Origin of the sequence: Myxococcus sp. AB056 (assembly GCF_006547365.1) — a bacterium.
Lineage (GTDB): Bacteria > Myxococcota > Myxococcia > Myxococcales > Myxococcaceae > Myxococcus > Myxococcus virescens.
On record NZ_VHLB01000077.1, the window covers coordinates 13332 to 35171 of the forward strand.

At 68.6% G+C, this 21840-nt stretch carries 26 protein-coding genes; 1 reads left to right on the forward strand and 25 read right to left on the reverse strand.

Going from position 1 to position 21840, the window contains the following annotated elements:
* Window position 1: 1 nt before the first annotated feature.
* Window positions 2-1531, reverse strand: a complete 1530-nt coding sequence (locus FMP39_RS27555) for a baseplate J/gp47 family protein (RefSeq protein ID WP_141593121.1) — start codon at window positions 1529-1531, stop codon at window positions 2-4.
* Window positions 1532-2219: 688 nt separating this feature from the next.
* Here FMP39_RS27555 and FMP39_RS27560 point away from each other — a divergent pair.
* Window positions 2220-3716, forward strand: a complete 1497-nt coding sequence (locus tag FMP39_RS27560; RefSeq protein WP_141593122.1) for an AAA family ATPase — start codon at window positions 2220-2222, stop codon at window positions 3714-3716.
* 200 nt (window positions 3717-3916) lie between these two features.
* Here FMP39_RS27560 and FMP39_RS27565 read toward each other — a convergent pair whose 3' ends face one another.
* From FMP39_RS27565 to FMP39_RS27680, 24 genes are all read right to left on the reverse strand, one after another.
* Window positions 3917-4303: a GPW/gp25 family protein gene (locus FMP39_RS27565; RefSeq protein WP_141593123.1), complete on the reverse strand. Its 387-nt coding sequence runs from the start codon at window positions 4301-4303 to the stop codon at window positions 3917-3919.
* A 10-nt stretch (window positions 4304-4313) separates the two neighbouring features.
* Window positions 4314-4988 (reverse strand): hypothetical protein, encoded by a 675-nt coding sequence (locus tag FMP39_RS27570; protein WP_141593124.1) that lies wholly within the window; start codon window positions 4986-4988, stop codon window positions 4314-4316.
* A gap of 8 nt (window positions 4989-4996) precedes the next feature.
* Window positions 4997-5575: a phage baseplate assembly protein V gene (locus FMP39_RS27575; RefSeq protein ID WP_141593125.1), complete on the reverse strand. Its 579-nt coding sequence runs from the start codon at window positions 5573-5575 to the stop codon at window positions 4997-4999.
* Window positions 5576-5585: 10 nt separating this feature from the next.
* Window positions 5586-6869 (reverse strand): phage late control D family protein, encoded by a 1284-nt coding sequence (locus FMP39_RS27580; RefSeq protein ID WP_141593126.1) that lies wholly within the window; start codon window positions 6867-6869, stop codon window positions 5586-5588.
* Complete coding sequence (locus FMP39_RS27585; RefSeq protein ID WP_141593127.1) at window positions 6866-7207, reverse strand: hypothetical protein; 342 nt, start codon at window positions 7205-7207, stop codon at window positions 6866-6868. Before FMP39_RS27585 ends, FMP39_RS27580 begins: the two co-directional genes overlap by 4 nt.
* Window positions 7207-7719 carry a peptidoglycan-binding protein gene (locus FMP39_RS27590; protein ID WP_141593128.1) on the reverse strand — a complete coding sequence of 171 codons (513 nt, stop codon included), beginning with the start codon at window positions 7717-7719 and terminating at the stop codon, window positions 7207-7209. The genes FMP39_RS27585 and FMP39_RS27590 overlap by 1 nt, the downstream gene beginning before the upstream one ends.
* Window positions 7720-7733: 14 nt before the next feature.
* A complete protein-coding gene (locus FMP39_RS27595) occupies window positions 7734-10418 on the reverse strand; it encodes a phage tail tape measure protein (protein ID WP_141593129.1) in 2685 nt (894 codons plus the stop codon).
* Window positions 10419-10421: 3 nt separating this feature from the next.
* Window positions 10422-10613, reverse strand: a complete 192-nt coding sequence (locus tag FMP39_RS27600) for a hypothetical protein (protein ID WP_141593130.1) — start codon at window positions 10611-10613, stop codon at window positions 10422-10424.
* Window positions 10610-11383 carry a hypothetical protein gene (locus FMP39_RS27605; RefSeq protein ID WP_141593131.1) on the reverse strand — a complete coding sequence of 258 codons (774 nt, stop codon included), beginning with the start codon at window positions 11381-11383 and terminating at the stop codon, window positions 10610-10612. Before FMP39_RS27605 ends, FMP39_RS27600 begins: the two co-directional genes overlap by 4 nt.
* Before the next feature lie 234 nt (window positions 11384-11617).
* Complete coding sequence (locus FMP39_RS27610) at window positions 11618-12079, reverse strand: phage tail protein (protein WP_141593132.1); 462 nt, start codon at window positions 12077-12079, stop codon at window positions 11618-11620.
* An 11-nt stretch (window positions 12080-12090) separates the two neighbouring features.
* Window positions 12091-14307 carry a phage tail protein gene (locus FMP39_RS27615; protein WP_141593133.1) on the reverse strand — a complete coding sequence of 739 codons (2217 nt, stop codon included), beginning with the start codon at window positions 14305-14307 and terminating at the stop codon, window positions 12091-12093.
* Window positions 14304-14633, reverse strand: a complete 330-nt coding sequence (locus FMP39_RS27620; protein WP_141593134.1) for a hypothetical protein — start codon at window positions 14631-14633, stop codon at window positions 14304-14306. The genes FMP39_RS27615 and FMP39_RS27620 overlap by 4 nt, the downstream gene beginning before the upstream one ends.
* Complete coding sequence (locus FMP39_RS27625) at window positions 14630-15532, reverse strand: IPT/TIG domain-containing protein (protein ID WP_141593135.1); 903 nt, start codon at window positions 15530-15532, stop codon at window positions 14630-14632. The genes FMP39_RS27620 and FMP39_RS27625 overlap by 4 nt, the downstream gene beginning before the upstream one ends.
* Window positions 15532-16137: a hypothetical protein gene (locus FMP39_RS27630; protein WP_141593136.1), complete on the reverse strand. Its 606-nt coding sequence runs from the start codon at window positions 16135-16137 to the stop codon at window positions 15532-15534. Before FMP39_RS27630 ends, FMP39_RS27625 begins: the two co-directional genes overlap by 1 nt.
* Window positions 16138-16144: 7 nt before the next feature.
* Window positions 16145-16786, reverse strand: coding sequence for a hypothetical protein (locus FMP39_RS27635; RefSeq protein ID WP_141593137.1), 642 nt, complete (start codon window positions 16784-16786; stop codon window positions 16145-16147).
* Window positions 16783-17061: a hypothetical protein gene (locus tag FMP39_RS27640; protein ID WP_141593138.1), complete on the reverse strand. Its 279-nt coding sequence runs from the start codon at window positions 17059-17061 to the stop codon at window positions 16783-16785. The genes FMP39_RS27635 and FMP39_RS27640 overlap by 4 nt, the downstream gene beginning before the upstream one ends.
* Complete coding sequence (locus tag FMP39_RS27645) at window positions 17058-17582, reverse strand: hypothetical protein (protein WP_141593139.1); 525 nt, start codon at window positions 17580-17582, stop codon at window positions 17058-17060. The genes FMP39_RS27640 and FMP39_RS27645 overlap by 4 nt, the downstream gene beginning before the upstream one ends.
* A complete protein-coding gene (locus tag FMP39_RS27650; RefSeq protein WP_141593140.1) occupies window positions 17582-18220 on the reverse strand; it encodes a hypothetical protein in 639 nt (212 codons plus the stop codon). The genes FMP39_RS27645 and FMP39_RS27650 overlap by 1 nt, the downstream gene beginning before the upstream one ends.
* 1 nt (window position 18221) lies before the next feature.
* The gene (locus tag FMP39_RS27655; RefSeq protein ID WP_141593141.1) at window positions 18222-18599 is read right to left on the reverse strand and encodes a hypothetical protein; all 378 of its coding nucleotides are present in this window, start codon (window positions 18597-18599) and stop codon (window positions 18222-18224) included.
* A gap of 8 nt (window positions 18600-18607) precedes the next feature.
* On the reverse strand, window positions 18608-18778 hold the full coding sequence (locus FMP39_RS27660; RefSeq protein WP_158625657.1) for a hypothetical protein: 171 nt from the start codon (window positions 18776-18778) through the stop codon (window positions 18608-18610).
* The gene (locus tag FMP39_RS27665) at window positions 18769-19548 is read right to left on the reverse strand and encodes a phage major capsid protein (RefSeq protein WP_141593142.1); all 780 of its coding nucleotides are present in this window, start codon (window positions 19546-19548) and stop codon (window positions 18769-18771) included. Before FMP39_RS27665 ends, FMP39_RS27660 begins: the two co-directional genes overlap by 10 nt.
* A gap of 45 nt (window positions 19549-19593) precedes the next feature.
* On the reverse strand, window positions 19594-20292 hold the full coding sequence (locus tag FMP39_RS27670) for a hypothetical protein (RefSeq protein ID WP_141593143.1): 699 nt from the start codon (window positions 20290-20292) through the stop codon (window positions 19594-19596).
* Entirely contained in the window at window positions 20289-21641 is a 1353-nt protein-coding gene (locus FMP39_RS27675) for an XkdF-like putative serine protease domain-containing protein (RefSeq protein ID WP_141593144.1), read from the reverse strand. Before FMP39_RS27675 ends, FMP39_RS27670 begins: the two co-directional genes overlap by 4 nt.
* Complete coding sequence (locus tag FMP39_RS27680) at window positions 21634-21819, reverse strand: hypothetical protein (protein ID WP_141593145.1); 186 nt, start codon at window positions 21817-21819, stop codon at window positions 21634-21636. Before FMP39_RS27680 ends, FMP39_RS27675 begins: the two co-directional genes overlap by 8 nt.
* Window positions 21820-21840 lie beyond the last annotated feature (21 nt).

Below are 21840 nucleotides of genomic sequence, written 5' to 3' on the forward strand. Positions count from 1 at the left end.
GTCAGAGGAGCCCTCCGGTGTCCCCGTCCTGCAGGGTGACGCTTCCGAGTACCGGCAGCTCCCGCACCGTTAGCTTCACGTCCGCAGGCAGGCCGTTGAGCGTCAAGTCCATGCGCGAGTCGCCCAGCTTCCGGACGCCGGGCACGTCGCGGATGACGTTGAAGACGTCAGACCAGGCCACCTCGCCGGACGGGACGCCCTGGGCGTCCTTGCCGTTGAAGCCGAAGTCGATGCGCGGATTGGGCGTGCCGTCCGGCTCGCTGATGCGGAAGTAGGCGGCGAGCGCCTGGCGGACGCGCGCGGAGACGGCCTGGGCCGAAGCGCCCTGGCGCAGGAAGAGGCGCACGGAGACGTCCACGCGCCGGTACACCGGCTCCTGGACGCTCACCTGGAAGGTGAGGGTGCAGGGGTAGACTTCCGTCACCTGCCGCAGCACCTGGGCCTTGAGCGCGGGCGTGGGGACTCCGCCGCCCTGGGGCACCACGTAGAGGATGCCGGCGTTTTCCGGAATGGAGGCGTCCTCGTTGGACGTCAGCATGAGCGCGCGCGCCACAGCGGGGAGGCGGCGGGCATTGATTTCGAAGTCCTCGCGGGAGACGGTGCGCGTCAGGGCCCGGAGGCTCTCGGGGGCGAGCAGCTTCGCGGAGGCCACCGTCTGCCTATCCGCGCCGCCGGAGGCGGGGGAGGGGTTATGGACGGCCACCTGCACCGCGTGGCCGTGCACGTCCCGGAAGTTGCCCTCCACGACGACGAGGCGGCCCGCGTCCACGTTGCCGGCCGCGCCGCCGCCCGTCTTGTACACGACCGCCACGGTGCCAGCGGGCGGCAGGCCGTTGGTGCCGTTGCCAAAGCGGATGGTGGCCTTGTCCCCCTGGTCCACCGAGACGAGGAAGTGGGCGTCGACGGCGCGCGAGTTGAGGAACGTGTCGGCCTCGGTGAATGCGCCCTGGGCGGTGGACACGCGTGCGGAGCCGTCGAGGTAGGGGGCGAAGTCCAGGTGCACCTCGAAGTCAGTGAGGCCACGGGCGTCGAAGAGCTGGGTGTGCGTCTTCGAGTGCTCGGCCACGGCGAGGACGCGCGGCGGGTTGGCGCCGGCTGGAATGGTGACGGGCAAGAGGAGCTGGAAGCGGACGGCCTCCGTCACCTCCTGGGTGCGGACGACGGTTCCAGCGGGGAAGGTGACGGTGGCTGTGGGAGGTTGGGCCAGGCGCAGCTCCACTTCAGCCGTGGCCGCCTGGGCGCCGTGAAGCCGGTAGCCCAGCATGCGCGCCAGGGCGATGACGTTGCGGCGCTGGGTGGCCGAAACGAGGCGCGACTCGCGGGCGAGGTTGTCCTGGTAGAAGCCGAGGACGTCACCGACGAAGGCGTACATCTCCAGCAGCAGGTTGCCGAAGCTGGCGACTTCGAAGTCGCTCCAGTCGGCGAAGACGCTCTTCACCAGCGCTAGGAGGCGTGCGCGCAGGGCGTCGAAGTCGCGGTGGGTGTAGTCAGTGGACGCGGGAAGAAGTGGCACGTCGGCGAAGGCCTCCATCGGGAGGCAAAGGCCTTGGGGCCACCTTTTCAGGGGACATCGGGGACATCGATTCGAGTCGGGATCCGCCTCGTCTTAGGTTGCGACCGAGATTAGGTCGCCTCAACATGTCGTCGCGCGATGAGGACGAGAGGTCGGGGGCCGCCAAATCCACGAAGTTCGGCGCGGTCGCCCACGATTAAGTCGGGCAGGCGAGGAAGTTCATGCTGGCACGGACCAAGTGACGGATGGGGCCCGTATCACCAGGGACTGCCGCAGGGCTGCACGCGCTGTTTCTCTTCACGACCGCTGCGGTCGACTTGTTACCTCGTTTGGGCTTCGGGCGTTTCGACCGTGCCAGCTTGCCGTTGGTACGCCATGCCTCGGAGGCGTTTCGTGGTCCGTGCCGGCGACTGTCGTGGTGATGCTGCGGTTGGTGCTCCCGACGGGTTGTAACCTCTCGACTATTCAGGGAGGCAGGCGCCTTGCGTGTCCGGCAACGAGATGTCGGCCTCCTGCGGTGCAGTGGGTCCAGGGTTTCGAGTCCAGGTCTGTCCTGGGGGACAGAGGCCATTTGTTCGGTTTGGCTGTCGGAACCGGGCGGCAAGGAGGCGGCCCGCCAGGGTGGGTCAGGCGGGAGGTCACTGGGCCGTCCGGATTTTCCGTGCGAACATCCGGGCCGCCGGTCTGGCTGTAAGGGAAGGGACCTATGCAGGTATTCCAAAGCGAAATTCGGCCGACGCAAGTCAACGCACTGATCTCGAAGGTGCGGAAGCGCAACTACGAGAAGTACCTCATGCGGGTGGTTCTCGAGAAGGTTCGGGGCTTTGAGAACCAAGTGGTCAACTTCGACTTCCCGGTGACGGCCCTGATTGGGCCGAACGGAGGAGGAAAGACCACGATCCTGGGAGCTGCGGGGTGTGCCTACAAGATCATCAAGCCGCAGATGTACTTCGCGAAGAGCGGGACCATCGATGACAGCATGCAGGACTGGCGGATTGAGTACGAGCTGATCGACCGGGACATCAATCAGAAGGAGCCCGTTCGCCGGTCATCCAGCTTCCGCAGCTACAAGTGGAAGAGGGAGTCGGTTGCGACTCGCGACGTCGTTGCCTTCGGCATTTCGCGCACTGTTCCTGCGAACGAACGGCGTGAGATGCGGCAGTACGCCTCCACGAAGTTTGAGGTCGGCGAGAAGCGCGTCGAGCAGATCGAGAAGAGTGCGCTTGATGCGATCCGGCGCATTCTTGGCAAAGAGGTCTCTGGCTATACCCGAATTCGGGTTGATGAGCGCGGTCGGGTTTCGATGCTGGCTGGGACGACAGGAAGGGGGGCTCGCTACTCGGAGTTCCACTTCGGTGCTGGTGAGTCGAGCATCATCCGGATGGTGATGGCGACAGAGGCTACTAAGGATGGTGCGCTCATCCTTATCGAGGAGATCGAGAACGGCCTTCATCCAGTGGCAACCGTTCGGATGGTTGAGTACCTCATCGATGTCGCCGAGCGAAAGAAGGTCCAAGCAATCTTCACCACTCATTCCAACGACGCGCTTAAACCGCTGCCTTCCGATGCGATTTGGGCCTCACTGGATGGAAAGGTGTTCCAAGGCAAGCTCGACATCCATGCGCTTCGGACCATCACCGGACAGATCGAGGCCAAGCTAGCAATCTTCACGGAGGATACGTTCGCGTCGGACTGGGTGATGGCGATGCTGCGGTCGCAGAAGGACATCGCCGTTGACCACGTCGAAGTCCACTCGATGGCGGGTGATGGAACCGCCGTGAAGATCAACGAGAACCACAACAAGAACCCGGCCATTTCGTTCTCCTCGGTCTGCTTCATCGACGGGGACTCACAACAGAAGACCTCGGACGAGGGCCGGGTCTATCGGCTTCCTGGCGAGTGCCCAGAGGAATACGTCTACGATCAGGTTATGGCGGTACTTGAGAACAAAGCCGGGATCTTGGCCGTGGCGCTGCACATGGACTACGAAGACCAGCAGTGGGTTTCCGATGTTGTTAGATCGGTACGGCACACCAACATGGACCCGCACCTTCTCTTCTCTCAGGTCGGACGACAGCTCCGCCTGCTCGCTGCGGAAACGGTTCGGAGGGCTTTCCTTTCGGTTTGGGCGTCGTCGTACCCGGAGGAGGTAAAGAGCCTTCTTGCGCCGCTGAGGGATGTCTTGCCGGCTGAGCGAAAGTGAGTGTGGCCGTGGCTCGTCTCCCAGCGGTTCAAGAAACTGGAGCAGCTCTGCTCCGCGCTCCCGAAGCTGCGCGGGGACATTCACGACAAGCGGCAAATCGCCCTCGTGCCTGAAGACCATGAGTCGTGTTTGACGAGCCGGTAGTAGGACTTCAGTAAGAGCTTTCGGAGCGTTGTGTCCGACCGGCTGTTGCTCGCAACTCAAGGTCCCCGTTGGAGGGGAACGTCGAAGTCCGCCGTCGTGTCACCCACGCGCACGCGCACACGAAGCGTCAGCGTGGCTGCGTCCTGCTCGACGCGGACCTGCACGAGCTGGACGCCAGGCAGCCAGCGCGCGAGAGCGTCACGGACGTACACGCGCGCCAGCTCCGCCAGCACGGTGTCGTTGCGCTGGTGGCGCAGCCGCGAGAGTCCGGCCCCGAAGCTGGTGCGCCAGGGCATCTCGCCGGTGGAGTGGGGCGTCGCTCCCTCCGTGAGCAGCACCTGCCGCACCTTCGAGGCGAGCAGCTCGGCCCCGCTGCCCACGGCGAAGTCCCGCTTCCTGTCTCTGCGGAAGGGGACGAGGAGATTCTGGCGGGCTCGACTCATGACGTCCTCCTCACGGAACGGGGATGGCTGCGCGCACCTGCTGCAGCGTGCGGACGATGGCATCGAGGGGGGCAATGGCTTCTTCCAGCGCGCTGCCCTCGAGGCTGGAGAAGTCCGGCACCTGGGGGCCGCCCACCAGGCCGAGGAGGACGTTGAGGAGGGCCATGAGATGGGAGAGGGCGGCCAAGGCCTTGCCGACGTTGACGGCCTCCTGGGCGACATTGGCCTCCGCGCAGCCGGCCACCCTCAGTAGGCCCGCGTCCCCGAGTTGGACGGCGCGCATCCGGGCCTGCCCGACGCTCGACAGGCGCAACTGCAGGTGGAGGAGCTGGCCACGGGCATGGCCCAGCTCGCCCAGGACGATGTCGATGACGCCCACCACGGTGTACGGCACCGAGAGCTGGGGGACGAGGCGGAGCAGCTTGGACACCTTCTCGGCCAGCTTCGGCAGGGCCGCGGCGATGGCTGTCGGGTCCGGCGGAGGCCCCAGCGCGTCAGGTATCGCCTTCACGACTTCGACGAGGGCCAGCACCGCGCCGATGATGTCGAAGAGGGGCGTGAGCGGCGCGAGGGCTGGCTGGACAGCCTGCAGGAGCTGGTGGTGCTGCAAGGTGGCGCCGCCAGGCAGGGTGAGGGTAGGCGCCTCGGGAAGCGGGGGGATGTGGATGCAGATAGGCAGCGCCATGGGCTTCCTCAAATCGGCTCGGCGATGGGACGCACCACCCGCCCGGCGATGGTGACCTGGGCCGCCTCCAGGGAGATGGCGCCCACCGCCCGCAGGGTGAGGGCGGTGGTGGCCTCCAGGGTGACGGTGTTCTCCTCCGCGTCGAAGGTGAGGCAGTCGCCTGTCTTCCGGTTGGTGAGCTTCATCTTGCGGTGGCCTGCGGACTCGTCCATCTCGATGCGGAAGGTGGGCGTGGCGAGGACGCGGTTGTCGGGCGGAGACACCTGGGCTTCTTCGGGAACCTCGCTCTGACCGCCCGGCTTCCCCCAGTGCGCGCTGAGGTAGTAGGGGGCGTCGACGTCGCCCTGGTTGAAGAAGACAGCCACCTCGGCGCCCACGTGCGGCACCGCGAAGAACCCCGTGTCCTTGGCGCCACCCCCGGAGGTGCCCAGGGGCCAGGCCCAGGCGGACTCGGGCTCAAGGACGCCAGGAATGCACAAGCGGACGCGGCCGAGCTGATCGCCGTCGTCGCGGCTGGTGACGTAGCCCACGTACATGCCGAGGAGGCGCGTGTCGTGGGTGAGGATGTCGTCGTCGAAGGTGCTCATGGTGGGCTCGCTACCTGGGGAGACTCATTCCTGCTTCGGGGTCCTCGACACCGATGGGCTGTCCGTCACGGCGGTACTCGATGTACCGGGTGCCGGTGTCCCGCTCGAATGCCTCGACTTCCTTCAGTGCCCCAGTCGTCTCGGGTGCGCTGGTGTTGGGCTGTCCGCCCTGGGGCTGGCCCTGCTTCTCGGCGCTGGCTTGCTGACGCTGCCCCGTGCCGTCACGCGACAGCTTCAAGTCGGTGGTGTAGCCGGAGGAGGAAAGGACGTGCTTCGCCTCGGTGACGTAGTACTTCCCGGACAGGAAGCTGGAGATGCCGCGCACCTCCACGACGGACTTCGCGCGCAAGCTGGGGTTCCCCACCACCTGAAGGGACAGCTTCACCGTGCCGGCTTCCGCGCGTCGGAAGCGGGCATCGGACTCGCGCTGGGCTTGGGCGGGTGTCGATGCCGAGGTGGGCTGGACGCTGGTGGTGCTGTTGCGGAGCTGCAGCGACGTGGTGCCCGTGCGCTTGTCCACCACCTCGAGGAAGTCCGCGAGGGTGGTGCGCTCCACGGTGCCACTGCTCGCCTGGGCTTCGAGGTTTCTCTTGGCCATGGCGTCCCGGCCGCGCACGTCCACCTTGCCCACTCGGCGGCCCAGCTCCGACTCGACGTTGACCGAGAGGACGTCGCCCCGGCCTGAGTCGGCGTACCACCACAGCACATGGGTGGGCGCTGCGGCCTGGTTGCGCGGGCCGAAGGTGAGGCCCCTGTCGTCGACGTGGAACTGGAACTCCTCCCGCGCGGCCAGGCGCCGGAGGAACCTCGCGTCCGTCTCCCCGGCCTGGTGGATGGTGTCGAAGGACTCTCCGGTGTCTTCGACGTGGACGGAGTCCTCCTCGTAGCCGTGCTCGGCGGCCACCTCGCGCACTACCTGGGCGCGCGTCTTGCCCGCCCAGGTGCGCGTCTTCGCTTCGCGGTGCATGAGGGCGCTGAGGGCCTGGCCCTCGACGGTGAGCACCTGGAAGCCCTTCAGCTTCTTCACCACCACTCGCCGCGGAGGAGCCATGAGCCCCGGGTAGCCCCAGGACACCTCCAGCACCGTGCCGCCCACCAGCTCCGCCCTGTCGAAGAGGGCCAGGTCGAAGTTGTCCAACTGGAGGGACAGCTTGTCGGCCTTCGTCGCGCTGTCCTCGAAGGTGAGGCCGAGGACGCGGCCCTCAAGGGAGAGGGGCTCGCCGCTGGGGGCCCTCTCGTGTGCCAGCAGCGTGAGGCGCACGCCAGGCGCAGTCCTGTCGAGGGGCCGCGTCATTCGCTGACCCTCCGCCGCTGCTCGCTGAGGATGACGTCGGTGAGGACGCGCAGCGAGGGGATGTAGACGCGCCGCCCAGCCTCCAGCTCCAGCGTCGCGTCGATGATGGGCTCCGGCTGGAAGTCCGCGATGGCCCACCAGAAGCCGCAAGCACGCGAGAGGGGCGCGAAGTAGCGCCCGGCAAGCCCCCAGAGGGAGTCGCCCTCGGCGACGAGGTGGACGCGCGTGTCCGCGTGCGGCTGGAAGCCGTAAGGGACTCTCTCGCTGAGGAAGAGGTGGCCAGCCTCGTCCCGGAGGCCGAGGGAGAAGGAGTAGCGACTGCCGGCGTGAGGGGCCACTACGGCACCTCCTGGCGGAGCTGCTCGGAGGTGACGCGCGTGTCCAACACCTCCTCGAAGGTGACGGTGGCGGTGTAGACGAGCACGCGGCCATCGACGGCGAGCTGGCGGTACTGGAACTCCACGCTGGCGACGACGCACTCCACGGTGAGGACGCCGGGCCAGAGGACGAGGACGCGCGGGGGGGCCGTCGCCAGCACGCCCTCGGTACCGGCCGGGGGCACAGTGAGGGCGCGGACGAAGGCGCGGAACGCCATGATGTTGGACGTGTCGGCCTGCTGGGCGGCGAAGAAGGCGTCCAGGTAGAACTCGACGCCCGAGAGCTGCCGGTTGGAGGTGCCCTGAAACTGGAGCACCTGGTGGGAGAGGCCCGGCACCGCCAGGCGGTTCCAATTCACCTGGCACTTCTCGGTGAGCTGCGTGGGGTTGAAGAGGCACTGCATGGCCTCTCCGGTGAGGACATTCACCAGCACGCAGCGAGGAGGACGGGCGAGGCCAGCAGCGAAGGACACGTGGGGCCTGCCTTTCAGTAAGACGCCATGGGGGAGAAGCTGCGGGAGGCGGCGTCTCGCTCGGCGCGCGCCGTGGCCTGGGCAAGCACCTCTCCGTCCACCTGGACACTCACGAGGACGGGCGCGGCGGGAGGCGCGTCGGGCTGCGAAGAGAGCACCTCGGGTTGGGGCAGCGAGGCCTGGAGGGCTGCCACGGCCGGCATGGACGAGGACTCCAGGGGCCACTCCGCCGGCAAGGTGGAGGCCGTGGAGGCGACGGGCGCCGGGGCCGAGCTGGGGGAGTCCTCGAGGCCGAAGGCGACGGACAAGTCCCGGTGGAGGCCCAGCCGAGCCGTGCGCAGGGCCTGCTGGAGGCCGGTGTCCTTGCCGAAGAGGCTCGCCACCGCGTCCGCGACGCCGAGGATGGCGCCCACCAACTCCAGGAGGACGCCGGAGATGGCGTCCACCACCCCGAAGACGATGAGCTTCAGGCCCGTCCACGCCTCGGCCCAGTCGCGGGTGAGGATGCCACTCAGCATCAACACCACACCCCAGAAGACGTCGACGATGCCAGAGAAGGCGGCCAGGGCCGCGTTGAGGATGCCCCCCACCACCGACACCACGAGGGAGATGGCGGACACCAACACGCCCACGACGGTGGTGATGTTGCCGATGGCAAACCCAATGGCTTCCCCCATGAGCGTCCACCCACTGGTGCCCTGCTGCACAGCGGAGGTGGTGCCAAAAAGGCCCGAGAGCGCCCCACCGAGGACGCGGCCCAGGTGCGCCAGGCTGCCCAGGAGGACGTCGACGCCGGCCTTCATGTAGTGCCATTGCCCGGCCAAGCCCTCCGCCACCTCGGCACCGGCCGTCATGCCCATGACGACGAAGTCGAAGACGCGGGCGAGGACGCGCCCCACCGTGGCCCCCGCCTCGCCGAAGGCCGCGAACTTCGAGGCTGCGGTGGCCGCGTCGTCTCTCTCGGAGAGGAAGCCCAGCGCCTCGCCCACCCGCCGCAACGTCGTCTGGAAGGTTTCGAGGGTAGGGCGCGCGGCTTCGAGTCCGGAGGAGAAGCCGTCGGCGAGGCCCGAGAAGAAGCTGTGGAGGCGATGGCCCCACAGGTAGAGGTTGATGAGGAAGTCCTTCAGGCCGGCGTTTTCAGCGCGGCCCAACTCCTCGCGCACTGCCCCCGAGAAGCCGCCGTCCTCGAAGAGCTGGACGAGGCCGCGGAAGGCGAGCGTCACCTGCTCCTGCACACGCCGCGCGAAGTCGCCCAGGCCCCCGAGGTTGTTGCGGACCGCGTAGGCGAGGCCAGCCACCGCGACGCCGAGGAGAACGACAGCGCCCACGGCCGGAAGCACCGTGGCGAGCAACCCGCCCACGGTGAGGCCCAGCACCTTGAGGCCCACCACCAGCAGCGCCAGGCCCACCTGGCCGGAGACGACGGCGCCGACGAGGGCGATGACGCCCCCGGCAGCCAGCGTGAAGGCCGCGAGGGCACGCTTCACGGGGCTGGGCAATGCCTCGAAGACGCCCAGCACCTGCTTCACAGCGTCGGCGACGAGGGCGACGAGAGGCTTCAACACCTCGTCGAACGGCTCCCCCAGGACGATGGCCAGCGCCTTCATGCGTCCGGCCAGCAGCTTCGTCTGCCCCTCGTAGGTGTCGAGCATCTGCTTACGGAACTTCTCGGCCGTGCCCCCTGCATTCGTGAACTCGTCGCGCAGGTACTCGAGGGCCGCGCCGCCGCGGACGACTTCGCCGGTTTGTTTGCGCACGCCGTCGGTGAGCTGCTTGAGGATGGCATTCACGCCGCCCAACGCCTCGCGGCCGAACGTCTTCAAGAGAAAGGCGCTGCGCTGGGCCGCCGTCATCTGCTCGAGAGCAGGGGACAGCTTGTCGAGGATGCCGAGGAAGCTGAGGAAGTTGCCGCCCGCGTCCGTGACGGCGACACCGACGCCTCGCAACTGCTGCTGCACCTCCGGGTCCGCCATGCGCTCCATGGCGACGGCCACGGCGGTAGACGCGCGCTCCACGCCCGGGACGACGTTCTTCACGAGCCCCAAGGCGATGAGCGTCTCGGGCAGCTCCTGGTTGAGGGCCTGTGCGCCTCGGGCCGCAGTGCCCAGGGCCAGGGGCAACTCGTTCGCGGAGAGGGCGAAGACGTTGACGGCCTGGAGCATCTGGTCGACGGAGAGGGAGGCCTTGTCAGTGGAGAGGCCGAAGGCCTTCATCGCCTGGGACGCGAGGCCCGCTGCACCCTGGGGCGTCAGCTCCCCCAACGAGCCACCGGCCAGGTCCAACACGGGCTCCAAGAGCTCCATGGCCTCGGCGGCGGTGAAGCCGGCCTGGGTGAGTTCTCGCAGGCCCAGCACGGACTCCGTGGGAGTGAACTGCGTGGCGAGGCTTGCTTCGAGGGCGGCGTCACGTAGCTGCCGCAGCTCTTCGGCCGAAGCTCCGGAGACGGCGGCAACCCCCGCCACGGCCTGCCCGAACTCACCTGCGGCGTTGGCCAGGGAGAACGAGGCGCCGATGGTGACAGCGCCGGCCGTGAAGAGGGCCATGGCGACGCCGAGGCGTTGGAAGGCGCCTTCAATCCGCGTGGTGCCCAACCCCACGCGCCTGTCCAGGCTCATGAAGTTGCGCTCCACCCCCTGAAAGGTGCCGGAGGCCAAGTCCCGTGCGGTGAAGACGAAGCCCATGCCGACGTTGTTGAGCACGCGCTACCTCCGCTTCGCGGACTTCTCCAAGGCCTTCGCCTCGCGACTGCGTTGCTGGCCGATGCGCTCGAGGAGCCAGTCCCTGTCCGAGGTGGGCAACTCCAGGGCGTCACCGAGGGGAGCTGCGAGGCCGCTGCCTCCGTGCTGGTGCCAACACAGGTTGAAGAGGCCCTCGCGCCACGTCTCCAGCGTCACGCCGGGGAAGAGGTGGAGCGCTCCCGGCGCCTCGCTGTCCGGGCCTGCCCCGGAAGGAAGAAGCCCCGGTCGAAAGGGAGCTCCACCTCCTGGCGCATGAGGCACTCGGGGCACTCGACTTCGAGCGTCGTGTCCACGCCGCAGTCGACGGCGTCAAACTCGTCAACGAGGAAGTCCGCGTCGCGCAGGCTCAAGTCTTCGAGGAAGCGGCGCTTCTCGCGCGCGTCCACGCCGTCGACGTCCAACACCCGGTAGGCGAGGACGGAAGACAGCAGCTTCTCCGGCGCCGCGCGCTGGAGCTGCGGCAGGCGCCGCTCGTCCTCCCCTGTCAGCAGCTTGAAGCGCACGCGCTTGCCAGCGTCGGGCAGCGTCGTCTCGAAGCGGTTGCCGGCCATGAAGGCCGCGCGGCTGGCGTCCGAGAGGACTCGCACCGGCAACTGCGTCAAGTCCAGCTCCCAGTCGATGCGGGCCCGGCAGGCCGCGTTCTGACAGGGGACGGCGAAGACGTACTCGGGGCCGTAGGTGTGGACGCGCACCTGGAGCAGGGCGAAGAAGCGGTCCCCCTGCAGCACCTGGCCCCAATCCACCTTCCCGTCGGCGAAGGCGTAGGGGCCTGCCTCCAGCAACTCTTCCCAGCACGCTGAGAGCAGCTCATCCACCTGGCCGCCGCTCTTCGCCAGCTTCCTGTCCGCGAGAATCCGCTCCTCGCGCACCTTCATGCCGCGGATGCGGCCCGTCAGCCCCGAGGGGCACGAAATGGTGTCCGCCATGTCCTTCCTCCGGAAAGGACAAAGGCCTCGGACGACAAATCGGGGACATCGACAGACGCGGCACCCAGTCGAGGCAGGGGACACTGGGGGACGAGCGAGGACTTTTGTGAACGCTGCGCCGAAGCCACGCTCGTGACGAAGTTCGCCAGCTCATGGGCTGAGCGGGCGCCTCTGTGCAACGTCAGGCGCCCGCCAGGGTGCAGCACTCATGGAGAGTACGTGACTGGCTGGGTCCTACTTGGCCAGCTCGAAGAAATCGTAGGTGAGGGTGACACTTTCGATGACATTTTCATCGGACTCGTTGTCCCACTCGCCCGCGACGAACTTCACCGGCCAGGCCCGGGAGAGGCTCCACCGACGCAGCGTGGTGCCGTCCCTGTCTTGCTGGACGATGTCGAGGTTGCGCTTGTAGAGGCTGTCCGGCAGGCCCAGGCCGCTGGTGGTGTGGACGACGTCCTGGAACCAATCGAAGAGTTCGTGGTCCTGCGTGGCGCCTCTCTCCAGGGTGACGTCGGAGAAGGTGAGGCGCCCCGGGGACTTGTTGGGGATGAGGCTGCCGCCCTCGAAGTATTGGACGTTGGCGACCTCGACGGACAACTCGCTGCACTTCTGGAAACCGGAGTGCCCGAGGCCGTCAGCCTCACAGAGAAACTTGAAACGCTTATGGAAGCTGCGCGGCTGTCCGATGATGGCCATGGCCAGTCTCCTTAGAGGCCCGCCGAGGCCAGCTCGGCTTCGAGGGCGCGGGTGTCCTGGGCGATGCGCAGGACGATGAACTCGGCCGGCTTGGTGGTGGCGAGCCCGATGCGCGCCACCAGTTTGCCGGCGAAGACCACGGACGGCGGATTGAGCGCGTCCGAGACGTCGACGAAGAAGGCCTTGGCGGGCTCCTGACTGCGGAAGGCCCCGTTCTTCATCTGCACGAGCAGGAAGGCGGCAATGGAGCGCCGCACCTGCGCGCGCAGCCCCTCGGTGTTGTTGCGGTGCCTCGCGAACTGCAAACCGGACTTGAGGCTCTTCTCGATGAAGGACACCCCGCGCCGCTCGGCGACGTAGGGGAAGTTCCCGCTGGCCTTCAGCGTGCGGCTGCCGTCGATGAAGCGCGGCAGGCCGGGCCCGGTGGTGAGCGGATTGATGCGGCGGGGGTAGACGATGTCCCGCTTCTTCTCTTCCAACGTCTCCTTGGACTCGAAGCCGAGGACGCCGAACATGCGCCCGGCCTCGATGCCCGCGGGCGCGTCGTACACCCCGCCGGGGCGCGCGCCGTCATTGCGCGCGAAGACGCCGGCGATGATGCCGGAGGGCGGGACGACGAGTTGCTCCTCGTTGCCGAAGACGCCGCGGGCGGGGTTGAGCACCTTCACGCGGGGCCAGTAGATGGCCGCGTGCTCAGAGAGTCCTTCGAGGGCGGCTTCCTGCGAGACGTAGGAGACGATGTCCGTGGCGCTGTAGCCCGAGGGCGAGTCGAGGACGGCGAAGACGAGGCCGTCGCGCGCCACCTCACAGTAGCGCACCATGGCGTTGTGGACGGCGGGCGTGGCGCGCCCGGGCACCAGCAGGAGGGACAGGTCCTGCACCTCGTCGAGCGCGTAGAGGCCCGTCCTACCCGCCTCGGAGCCGATGAAGTCGGTGTCGTCCAGTCCGACGAGGCCGTCCGCGCCGCCTGAGAGGGCCACCGTCTGCACGTCCGGAAGCGCGTCCGGCTGCACCATGAAAGCCTGGACGTAGGTGGAGCCGGTGCGCCTGTCATTGAGGATGCGCTCGACGTAGCGCGCGTCGCCCTCGACGGTGGAGAGGTTGGGGAAGGACTCGCGGTAGGCGCCGTCCTCGAGGACGAGGACGTCGAAGGTGTCGGGGGAGCCGTTGGTGGAGGGACGCACCTCCACCTCGAGGCGGTTGGCGTAGGCACCCGCGTCCTTGGCCTCCAGGTGGAGGACGTCGGTGGCGCCGGAGGCGTCGCCCGTGTGCGGCATCGCGTCCAGGCCGAGGCCGGAGCGCGCGTCGCCCTGCACCTGCAAGGAGGCGCCAGGCCCCGTGGACTGGGTGAGCAACTGCAAGGCCCCCAGGGAGGACGGCGCCACGCGGACACCCGCCACAGCAGCCTCCACGAGGGCTCGCACCTCGGCCAGCTCGACGGCGCGCAGACTCTGGACGTTGCCGCTCCCCACCTGCGGGCCGCCAGGGAAACCGAAGAGGGCGCCCGCCACCTCGTCGCCCACCTCTAGACGGCTGGAGGCGCCCTGGGTGTCGCTGGCGATGCTCAGCACACCGTCCTCCACGGTGGCGCGGCCCCCAACGAGTCCGGCGTTGAGGACGGCAGCGACCTCCTGAGCGGACGCCTGGGCCAAGTCGCCGAAGTCCCCCTCGTTGAAGGGGATGAAGACGTCCCGCCCGTCGTCCACACGCACACGAAGAGACTGTCCGGCGGTGAGGGCGTAGGGCCCCGGGCGGCCAGCGGAGACAGAGGCCGCGACGCCGGAGAAGACGACGTCCACCGCCTCGGTGCCGTTGGCGGACACTTCCAGGCGCTGGCCGTCCCGCAGCGTGAAGGGAGGACGCAGGGTTCCGCGCACGACAGCGGGCGTCGGTCCACCACCCGTTGTGAGGGCCGCCGCCGCGCGCGTGGCCGTGTGCGACGCGGAGTCAGAGGCGTCCTCGTAGTGGGCGGTGCGCACCACCCAGAGGTGGCTGCCGCCATTCTCGAAGAATCCCATGGCGGCGAGGGCGAGGTCCGAGTCCGGCGTGAAGCCGCCGAAGGTGGCCTGGTACTCCTCGAAGGAGGTGCACAGCACCGCCTGGCCGATGGGGCCGCGCTCCGCCAGGCCGACGGCGCCGGCCACGGAGGTGGGCGCGGAGGGAATGCCACGGACGCGAGGCTCCTCCTCCTCAACCACGATTTTCGACGACAGCAGCTCACGACTCACGAGGCACCTCGCTTCTTGCGGGACGCGCGCGCCGACACCTCCGGCGCGGCAGAGGGTGGCGACGACGGCGGGGCCGTGGGGGCTTGCCGCTTCAGGGCGACTTCTCCGCGGCGAATGGCAGCAGCCACCGCGGGCACGCAGAGAGCGGCCTCGGGCACGTCCTCCAGCGACACACCCGTGGCCAGGGTGAGGGAGGAGGGCAGGCGTCGGCCGCCACGGCCTGGCTGCACGCCGCAGGCGCACTCGCCGCGCGCGACGCAGTACGACTCATGGGGCAGGAGGAAGGTGACGAGCCTGCCCAGGGTATTGGTGAGGGTGACACTCATGAGGTGCCTCCAGAGAGAGAGTCCGTTTCGAGGTGCGTCCCGGCGACGGCCTTGCCGAGGTCGAGGGGCAGGCCCGAGTCCACGTCGAAGCCGCGCACCACCAAGCCCCAGGTGAAGGCGCGCACGTCGTCGCGGCTGCCGAGCTGCGTGCGCACCTCGCCGTCCGCGTCCATCTCCCAGCGGACGGTGCCGCGCGAGGCGTCCTCGGCGTCCCTCGGCATGGCCAGCCAGCGGTTACGGTTGAGGAAGGTGGCCACGGCGGCCATGAGGTTGAAGAGTTCGGCGGTGCGCTCGGAGGCCACCGTGAGGGTGAAGGCCAGGTCCACCGTGTACGCGGGGCGCCTGCGCACCAGCTCCGCGCCGGAGGGGCCCTGCACGACGTCCTCGTGCAAGACGTTGGTGGAGTAGCGACGACTCTCGCGCAACGTGGGGCCTGACAGCACCACGGAGGGCAGCGCGGCCATGGCGATGACGTTGAGGCCGTCCGCCACCGTGTCGTCGTAGTCGACGGAGACGCTGGCGCTGACGTTGGCCACCACCTGCCGTTTCAACTCCTGCAGCAAGGTGCGCACGAGGCGGGTGAGGTCCGCTTCCTTCGCGACGCGCGGGCGCAGGTAGCGGTACGCTCCCGGCAGGACAGCGGCCTCTCCTGGAATGGGGCGTCCGTCCGCAGAGAGGTTGAGCAGCTCCACGTCGACGGTGCCCGCCTCATGGGGCGGCGTCCTCACGTCGACATGCGAGGCGCCCGACTGCTGGCGCATGGAGATCACCTCCGCGCGCAGTCCGCCCAGGCGCACGGCCACCCGCGCGGCGAAGCCCACCCCGGCGAGGCGTAGGATGTCGCCGCCGCTGGTGGGCCCCGAGGAGGGCGTCACGGAGGCGAGGGAGGGGACGGCCATTACCCGGGCCCTCCGAGGCCCAGCTCTTTCGCGACGCGCGCGAGGAAGCGGCGGCTGGCGCCCTGGCGAAACCGTGCGAAGGCTGGCCGCAGGAAGGGGCGCGCTGGCGTCTGAGTCACAATGACGCCGCGCCCCCTGCCGCTGTTACGCGACTCGCCAGCCAGGCCGGCCTGGCGCAGCAGCGCGAAGAGGAAGCGCCGCATCTTCGGCGTCATGGGGATGACGACGGGTGGGCCTCCGTACTCCTGGAGCTGCGCCACGTCGACGAGGGACTCGCCGTCCGGGCTCTTCGCGGTGCGCGACACGCCGATGAAGGCCTCGTCGCCCTCCACGACGACGGAGATGGAGTTGCGTAGCGCGCCCGAGACGAGGAGGGCCTTCGTCCCGTTGAATCCGGCGAGCTGGCGCGCCGCGAGCGTGAGGGGCGAAGGCGGGCGGAGCGGCTCTCCACCCGGTGCCTGCTGGGTGAGGCCCTGCACCACCTCCTTGCGCAGGGCGTGCGCCTCCTGGCGCAGCGCCGTCTGGAGCGCACCCTCAAGGCGTGACGAGCCCGCCGCCAGCAGTTGGCGGGCCCGTGCCCAGTCTCCGGTGCGCGAGACGGCCATGGGGGCCTCAGCCCTTCTTCGCCCGCAGGTGGGGGACGTGCGAGTTGAGCCACTCGAGGGCTACGTGCGTGGCCTCACTCACCACCGCGCCGTGGCGAACGGACACAGAGGTGAGGGCCAGGGTGTGGGCGGCGACTTCCACGTCCTCCGGCCGGCAGCCGTAGTGCTTGAGGCCCTCGGCGATGGGGCGCACGGCGGGGAGGGTGCCGTAGCGCCAGTAGTGCAGCTCCAGGTTGCAGGTGTAGGCCTCGGCCTCATAGCGGGCGCGGGCGGCGGAGCTGGTGAGGTAGGCCAACTCGTAGCTGGGGCCCTCCTCGTCGTGCTGGACGACGTGCTGGTGCTCGTGGACGCACACCACTACCTGGGCCCACAAATCCCAACCGGACTTCGGCGTGCCCACCTCGAAGGGCAAATACAGGGTGCGGCCAACGGTGGTGGCATAGCGCTCGAGGAAGCGCTCCCTGTCGAGAATGCCCATCCGTCGAAGCACCTCGGCCGCCAGCTGCATTTCGAGCGAGTCCGACTTGCTCGCCGTCTTCGTGCGCAGGCGCGACTGCATGTGCTGGTAGAAGGCCCACACCTCCGCGGGCTGGAAGTCGCGCTGGAAGAGGGGGCCCACGCCAGGCAGGGACTGGAGGTAGCCCTTCACAGGACACCGCCTTCCACGGCGCCCGCGTCCACGGTGGTGGGCAGGCAGGTGTGGCCGGCGATGCCTTCCTCGTCGACGTAGGTGCAGGTGAAGGCCGTGCTGCTGTGCTCGCTGACGGCGTTGCAGTCGGCCAGCACCTGCCAGTTGCCATCGCCGTTGCAGATTTGCGCGACGTTGCCAGCGCACCGTGTGGATACCGGCGCACACCCGTCCGGCGCGCGGCAGCGGGTGAGGAGAGCGGTGGCGAGAAGTGGGGCGAGTAGCAGTGCTTTCATGCGAGTCCTCGGGCTTGGGGCCTGTCGTTGAAGGTGACGAGAAGGAGGTTGCGGCGAGGCCTCCGGCGGTGGAGTCCGAAGCCCGTGGGACGTGCCTCGGTGACGTAGAGCCCGGGCGGCGTCCTCACGGCCTGCACGAGGGCGCCCGCGACGTCGTAGAGGGCGCCCAACCTGTCGCTGGGGCGGATGAGGGCGTCGCCAGTGGCCGCGTCGACGAGGCCGAGGCGCTCCAAGTCTCGGAAGTGGAAGACGAGCTCGAAGCTCGTCCGGGGGCTGTTGCCGGAAGGTGCCATTCGCAATGAAGCAAAGGCATCCGGCTCCACCTGGCAGGGGACACGCACGGGTGGAAATTCGCGGCGGAAGGCTTCGGCCACGCCGTCGTCGTCCGCGTCCACCAGCACCGGCTCGCGGAAGTCCGCGTCGTACCCGCTGGCATGGGGGCCTGGGCCGGGGCCAGCCATGGCGGCGGTGTCCAAGCGGTACAGCTCCGCCAAGAAGGGGTAGATGAGCCGGCCTCGCACTACGCGGCTCCGGGCAGCGAGGGCTTCACGTAGGCCGAGAGAAAAAGGTCCACTTCGGGCTCTCCGGTGAGAGGCCGCACGGAGGGGCGGACACTGTCGAGGCGGTAGCTCTGCTCTCGCGTGCGCTCCTCCACCACCCGCCAGCGCGTGCGCTCCTCCAACGAGTCTTCATCCGCCAAGGGCGAGAGGCTGCGCAGGACGAGAAGCATGCAGGCGCGGCGAATGGCGGGCGGCGTGCGCCCCTCCGGCGTCCCGTCCGCCTCGGTGTAGCCCCAGCGCGCGCCTACGGTGACGCTGCCCTCACCACGCGGGAAGACACGGCCATGGCGGAAGGTGAGGCGTGGCCCATCGAAGCCCGGGCCCACCGGGGCACCCACCACCACCAGGTGCTCCCTGGAGAAGGACACGTCCGCCCCGTACAGCGCCAGGCGGTAGATGCGGATGGGCGGCACCGGCAGCCAGAGGGACGGGGTGCCGCGCCCGTCGAAGTGCAACGTCGCCGAGCGCGGCTCGAAGTGCCACCCCGTCACCTTGTCAATGGTGCGCGTCGCCTCGTCGAGGAGGACGGCCAGGCGGGTGTCGCCCGCCATGGCCGGTGTAACGCCCTCGGCGCGCATGTCGGCCACCGTGGCGTACACGTCAGTCCTTCTCCCGCTTGGCGCGGCGGGTGTCCTTCTCCTCGCTGGCCTTCGGGAGGTCCTCCGTCGTCAGCGTGCCGGCGGGCCGCGCTGCACTCAGCTTCAGCTCGTCGCTGGCGCTGCGCTTCACGCGGGCCTCGTCGGCCTCGGTGGCGTCGAGGGATTTCGCCTCCGCTTCCGTGGACACGTCGAAGGCGAGCGGCGAGTAGGTGTCGCCGGGCAACTGGTGCACGGTGCGCAGGTAGTCCGCCACCGGCTTCTCCACCCGGTACCAGCCGCGCTCCTCCTGGAATTTGATTCCGGCATACGTGTAGCGCCGCAGCACGTGGCCCCGGCGCGCGTCGTAGGCCTTCAGTCGGACGAGATAGGTGTTGTCCATGATGAGCCTCACAACTGCACGTTGATGGCCTTGGCCGTGCCCGACTCCTCGGCGAACTTCGCGTCGAAGCGCAGCGTGGCCACCACCTTCAGTGTGCCCTCGGAGATGTCGCGCGCCGACTCGATGCGAATCTGCCGCCAGATGCCGACGTGGATGTTCTTGGGATTGGTCAGCAACACCGCCGTGCGGTCATTCGTCGCACCGAGGTTCTCCGGCCAGAGGGGGATGGGCCGCACCGGGACACCCGAGTAGAGGACCGGCGCATCGCCCTCGAGGAACTTGTCGCCGACCGCCGTGGCCCGCTCCGCGAGCGTGCTGCGGTAGTCCAGGTCCGCGTCGACGCTGGTAAGAGGAACCCCATGCTGCTCTTGTCGCGCAGGTGCTCCGAGGGCAGCGACTTGAGCAGGTCTCCGAGGACGTCCTTGCTGATGGGCGCGCCGGCCGCGTCGACGACGTTGCTGGTGGCCTGCTTCAGCACGCCATCCATCGTGGCGAGGAAAGGGTCTGCCGAGGCCGTGTCCCCGTTGACGAGAATCTCCTCCATGTCCCTGGAGATTGCGTCCGCGAGCATCTCCATGAGCGTCTGGCGCAGCTCGCCGCGCTCGATGCTGTCTTCGAGCACTTCGTCGGAGAGGCGCACCTCGCCCTTGAAGAGCTTCGCGTCCAGCTCCACCTGGGAGAGGTCGGGCTTCACGCGCTGGGCGGCGGGGACGGCGGTGGCCTCCTGGCCGGGGCGCAGAATCCGGCTGCCGAACTTCAGCTTGGAGAACTGCTGCTTGGGGGCGGCCATGGGGACAACGGTGCACTGCTGGAGGAGCACCGATTGCTTGATGAGGAGTCGCAGGAACTTCTGCGCCTGCGCGGGCTGGAGGACGCCTCCGCCGGCCGTGAGGTCGGCGAGGGCCAGGTCCGCCTTGGCCAAGAGGGTGCTGTTGTCGATACGACTCATGGGGATTCCTTCGGCGTTGAGGCTTCCTGGTGGCGGGTGGGGACGTCAGACGTCGTGGAAGGAGAGGGCCTTGTCGACGCTCTCCCGGTTGAGGGGCTTGTTCATGTCGAGGGGCCAGCCGACGTCCTCGACGGGGGGCTTGGGCGGGCGCTCCGCGGGGGCGCTGCTGTTGGGCAGGCCGAACTGCTTCTCCACGCGCCCCAGTCGCTGGTGCTGCTCCTTCACGGAGCCCTCGAGCGCGCGGACGGCGTCGGTGAGTTTCGTCAGTCCTTCCATGACGCCGGAGGCGTCGGGGCTCGTCGCGGGCGCGGGCGGAGCCGACTGAGGAGGCGGCGCGGGGTTGGCGGCCTTGGCGCGCGCGTCGACATCCTCCTCGTCCTCGGAGTCGTCCTCGCTCTCCTCCAGCGCGTCGGCCAGCGCGCGCAGGTGCTGGGCCACCTCCACCACGCGCACGCCGTCGATGCCATCCGTGGAGGCCAACGCCTCGACGAGGGCCGTCACCGCTTCGAGGGCCTGTTGGGCAGCGGTGAGGACTGCGTCCTCGGCCTTGTTGGTGTCCGAGGCGGTGCTGCTCGCGCCCTCGGCTTGCGTGGTGTCCTGGGAAGCGTTGTCCATGGTGTCTCCGTCTCGCTTCACGAGGAGGAAGCGGTGCTTGTTGGCGGCCCTGTCCACGAGGGACACCTCCTCCACCACCATGTCGACGAGGCGGTGGACGGACGCGGGGCCTTGGGCGGTGGTCGTCATGCGGCCTCCGGTTGGGTGTCAGCGGCAGGTGTGTCGGAAGGGGGCGTCTCGGAAGACGGGGAGGCCTCGGGAAGGCGGCGCGCGGTGCCGCCAATGGAGAAGCCCGTCAACTGCCCGTCCTTCACACGCCCCCAGAGCTCGTCGGAGAGGACGCGCACGGCGAGAAGCCAGGTACCCTTGCGCACCTGCACCTCGCCCAAGGAGAAGTCGACAGGAGCGAGGTAGCTCTCCAGCACCTTCACGTGCCCATTGACTCGCATCTGGTGCATGAGGCCCAGGCCACCGAACTCCTCCATGAAGCGGTGTTCCGCCTGGCGAATCTCCGCTGCGGAGTAGAGGTCGCCCTGCGCGTCCACCGTCTCCGGCTCCAGGACGACGCCCAGGACGTACCGCTCGTCGTCGGGCTCGACGCCCTTGAGGAGGGACGTCGTGGTAGCGAAGGGGGCGGTGCCGGGCGGCTCCTCCGGCTTCCAGTCGTCCACGGCGAAGTCGCCGTCACCTTCCAGTGCCTTCGCGGCGGGCTGGTAGTTGCTGACGAGCAGCTGCGTCAGCACGGAGGAGCCGCCCACGCCGCGCATGGCTGCGATGGTGCGAGGCGTCCGGATGCGCTTCACGAGGAAGCCGGAGCCCTTCAACATCCCGGGCAACTTCCCCCGGATGCCATACGTCATGAGCCAGCGGCCCTTGAGCGACTTGAGGACGCCATAGAAGCGCTCCTCGTCGAAGTCACCCTCGCCGACGTCGACGTTGTAGCCAGGGTAGGGCGGGTCCAGGAAGAGGACGGTGTCCTTCCCGTCGTACTTGCGGACCACCTTCTCGTAGTCCCCGGCGTACACCTTCACGCGCTTGAGGCGCGGGGCGTGCTGCTCGATGCGGGCGAGCGTCTTCGCCTCGACGCCCATGCCGTTGGGGCTGACGCTGCGACCGCGCAGCTTCCCGTAGGAGAAGTGCGTCAGGTAGAGGAAGCGGTGCAGGCGCTCCACGTCCCCCTTCGGCTTGGAGTCGAAGAGGCTCTTGAAGGTCTTCTCGTCGCCGACCCACGGCAGCTTCTTCAGCTTGGCGAGGCCCGCTGGCGTCAGCTTCTGGATGAGCCGGTACGCGTCGGCGATTTCGGGGTCCGCGTCGTTGATGGCCTCGACGTCCGAGGGGGCCTTCTCGAAGAGGACGGCGGCGCTGCCGGCGAAGGGCTCCACGTACGTCTTGTGCGCGGGCAGCATTGCCACCAAGCGCTTCGCCAGGCGCTTCTTGCCAGCAGGGCTGCCCCAGATGGTCTTCTCCACCGGCTCACCCTGGAGGGACTCCAGGACGTGCCGGGCCCGGGCGAGGGCTTTCGTGAGGGCGTCACCCATCCTGGAGGCCCTCCGGGTCGAAGCCCCACGTCAGCTCTCCCGAGGTGGGGAGATTGAGGTCGCGAGGCCAGACGATGGGCGTCGCCTCGGCCTTGGCCGTGGAGGTCGACTCCTGCGTCGTCGTGTTGCCCTCCGGCGTCGGAGGTGAGGTGGGGGTCGGTGTCGAGGTGGCCTGCATGGCGTTTCGTCTCCGAAAGAG

Bases quoted from the DNA above. Each gene is read 5' to 3' on its own strand.
- FMP39_RS27625 (WP_141593135.1), bottom strand. From the start codon at position 15,532: ATGGCCGTCCCCTCCCTCGCCTCCGTGACGCCCTCCTCGGGGCCCACC.
- FMP39_RS27575 (WP_141593125.1), bottom strand. From the start codon at position 5,575: ATGAGCACCTTCGACGACGACATCCTCACCCACGACACGCGCCTCCTC.
- FMP39_RS27580 (WP_141593126.1), bottom strand. From the start codon at position 6,869: ATGACGCGGCCCCTCGACAGGACTGCGCCTGGCGTGCGCCTCACGCTG.
- FMP39_RS27610 (WP_141593132.1), bottom strand. From the start codon at position 12,079: ATGGCCATCATCGGACAGCCGCGCAGCTTCCATAAGCGTTTCAAGTTT.
- FMP39_RS27560 (WP_141593122.1), top strand. From the start codon at position 2,220: ATGCAGGTATTCCAAAGCGAAATTCGGCCGACGCAAGTCAACGCACTG.
- FMP39_RS27555 (WP_141593121.1), bottom strand. From the start codon at position 1,531: ATGGAGGCCTTCGCCGACGTGCCACTTCTTCCCGCGTCCACTGACTAC.
- FMP39_RS27670 (WP_141593143.1), bottom strand. From the start codon at position 20,292: ATGACGACCACCGCCCAAGGCCCCGCGTCCGTCCACCGCCTCGTCGAC.
- FMP39_RS27565 (WP_141593123.1), bottom strand. From the start codon at position 4,303: ATGAGTCGAGCCCGCCAGAATCTCCTCGTCCCCTTCCGCAGAGACAGG.
- FMP39_RS27655 (WP_141593141.1), bottom strand. From the start codon at position 18,599: ATGGACAACACCTATCTCGTCCGACTGAAGGCCTACGACGCGCGCCGG.
- FMP39_RS27680 (WP_141593145.1), bottom strand. From the start codon at position 21,819: ATGCAGGCCACCTCGACACCGACCCCCACCTCACCTCCGACGCCGGAG.
- FMP39_RS27675 (WP_141593144.1), bottom strand. From the start codon at position 21,641: ATGGGTGACGCCCTCACGAAAGCCCTCGCCCGGGCCCGGCACGTCCTG.
- FMP39_RS27630 (WP_141593136.1), bottom strand. From the start codon at position 16,137: ATGGCCGTCTCGCGCACCGGAGACTGGGCACGGGCCCGCCAACTGCTG.
- FMP39_RS27605 (WP_141593131.1), bottom strand. From the start codon at position 11,383: ATGGCGGACACCATTTCGTGCCCCTCGGGGCTGACGGGCCGCATCCGC.
- FMP39_RS27620 (WP_141593134.1), bottom strand. From the start codon at position 14,633: ATGAGTGTCACCCTCACCAATACCCTGGGCAGGCTCGTCACCTTCCTC.
- FMP39_RS27640 (WP_141593138.1), bottom strand. From the start codon at position 17,061: ATGAAAGCACTGCTACTCGCCCCACTTCTCGCCACCGCTCTCCTCACC.
- FMP39_RS27570 (WP_141593124.1), bottom strand. From the start codon at position 4,988: ATGGCGCTGCCTATCTGCATCCACATCCCCCCGCTTCCCGAGGCGCCT.
- FMP39_RS27665 (WP_141593142.1), bottom strand. From the start codon at position 19,548: ATGAGTCGTATCGACAACAGCACCCTCTTGGCCAAGGCGGACCTGGCC.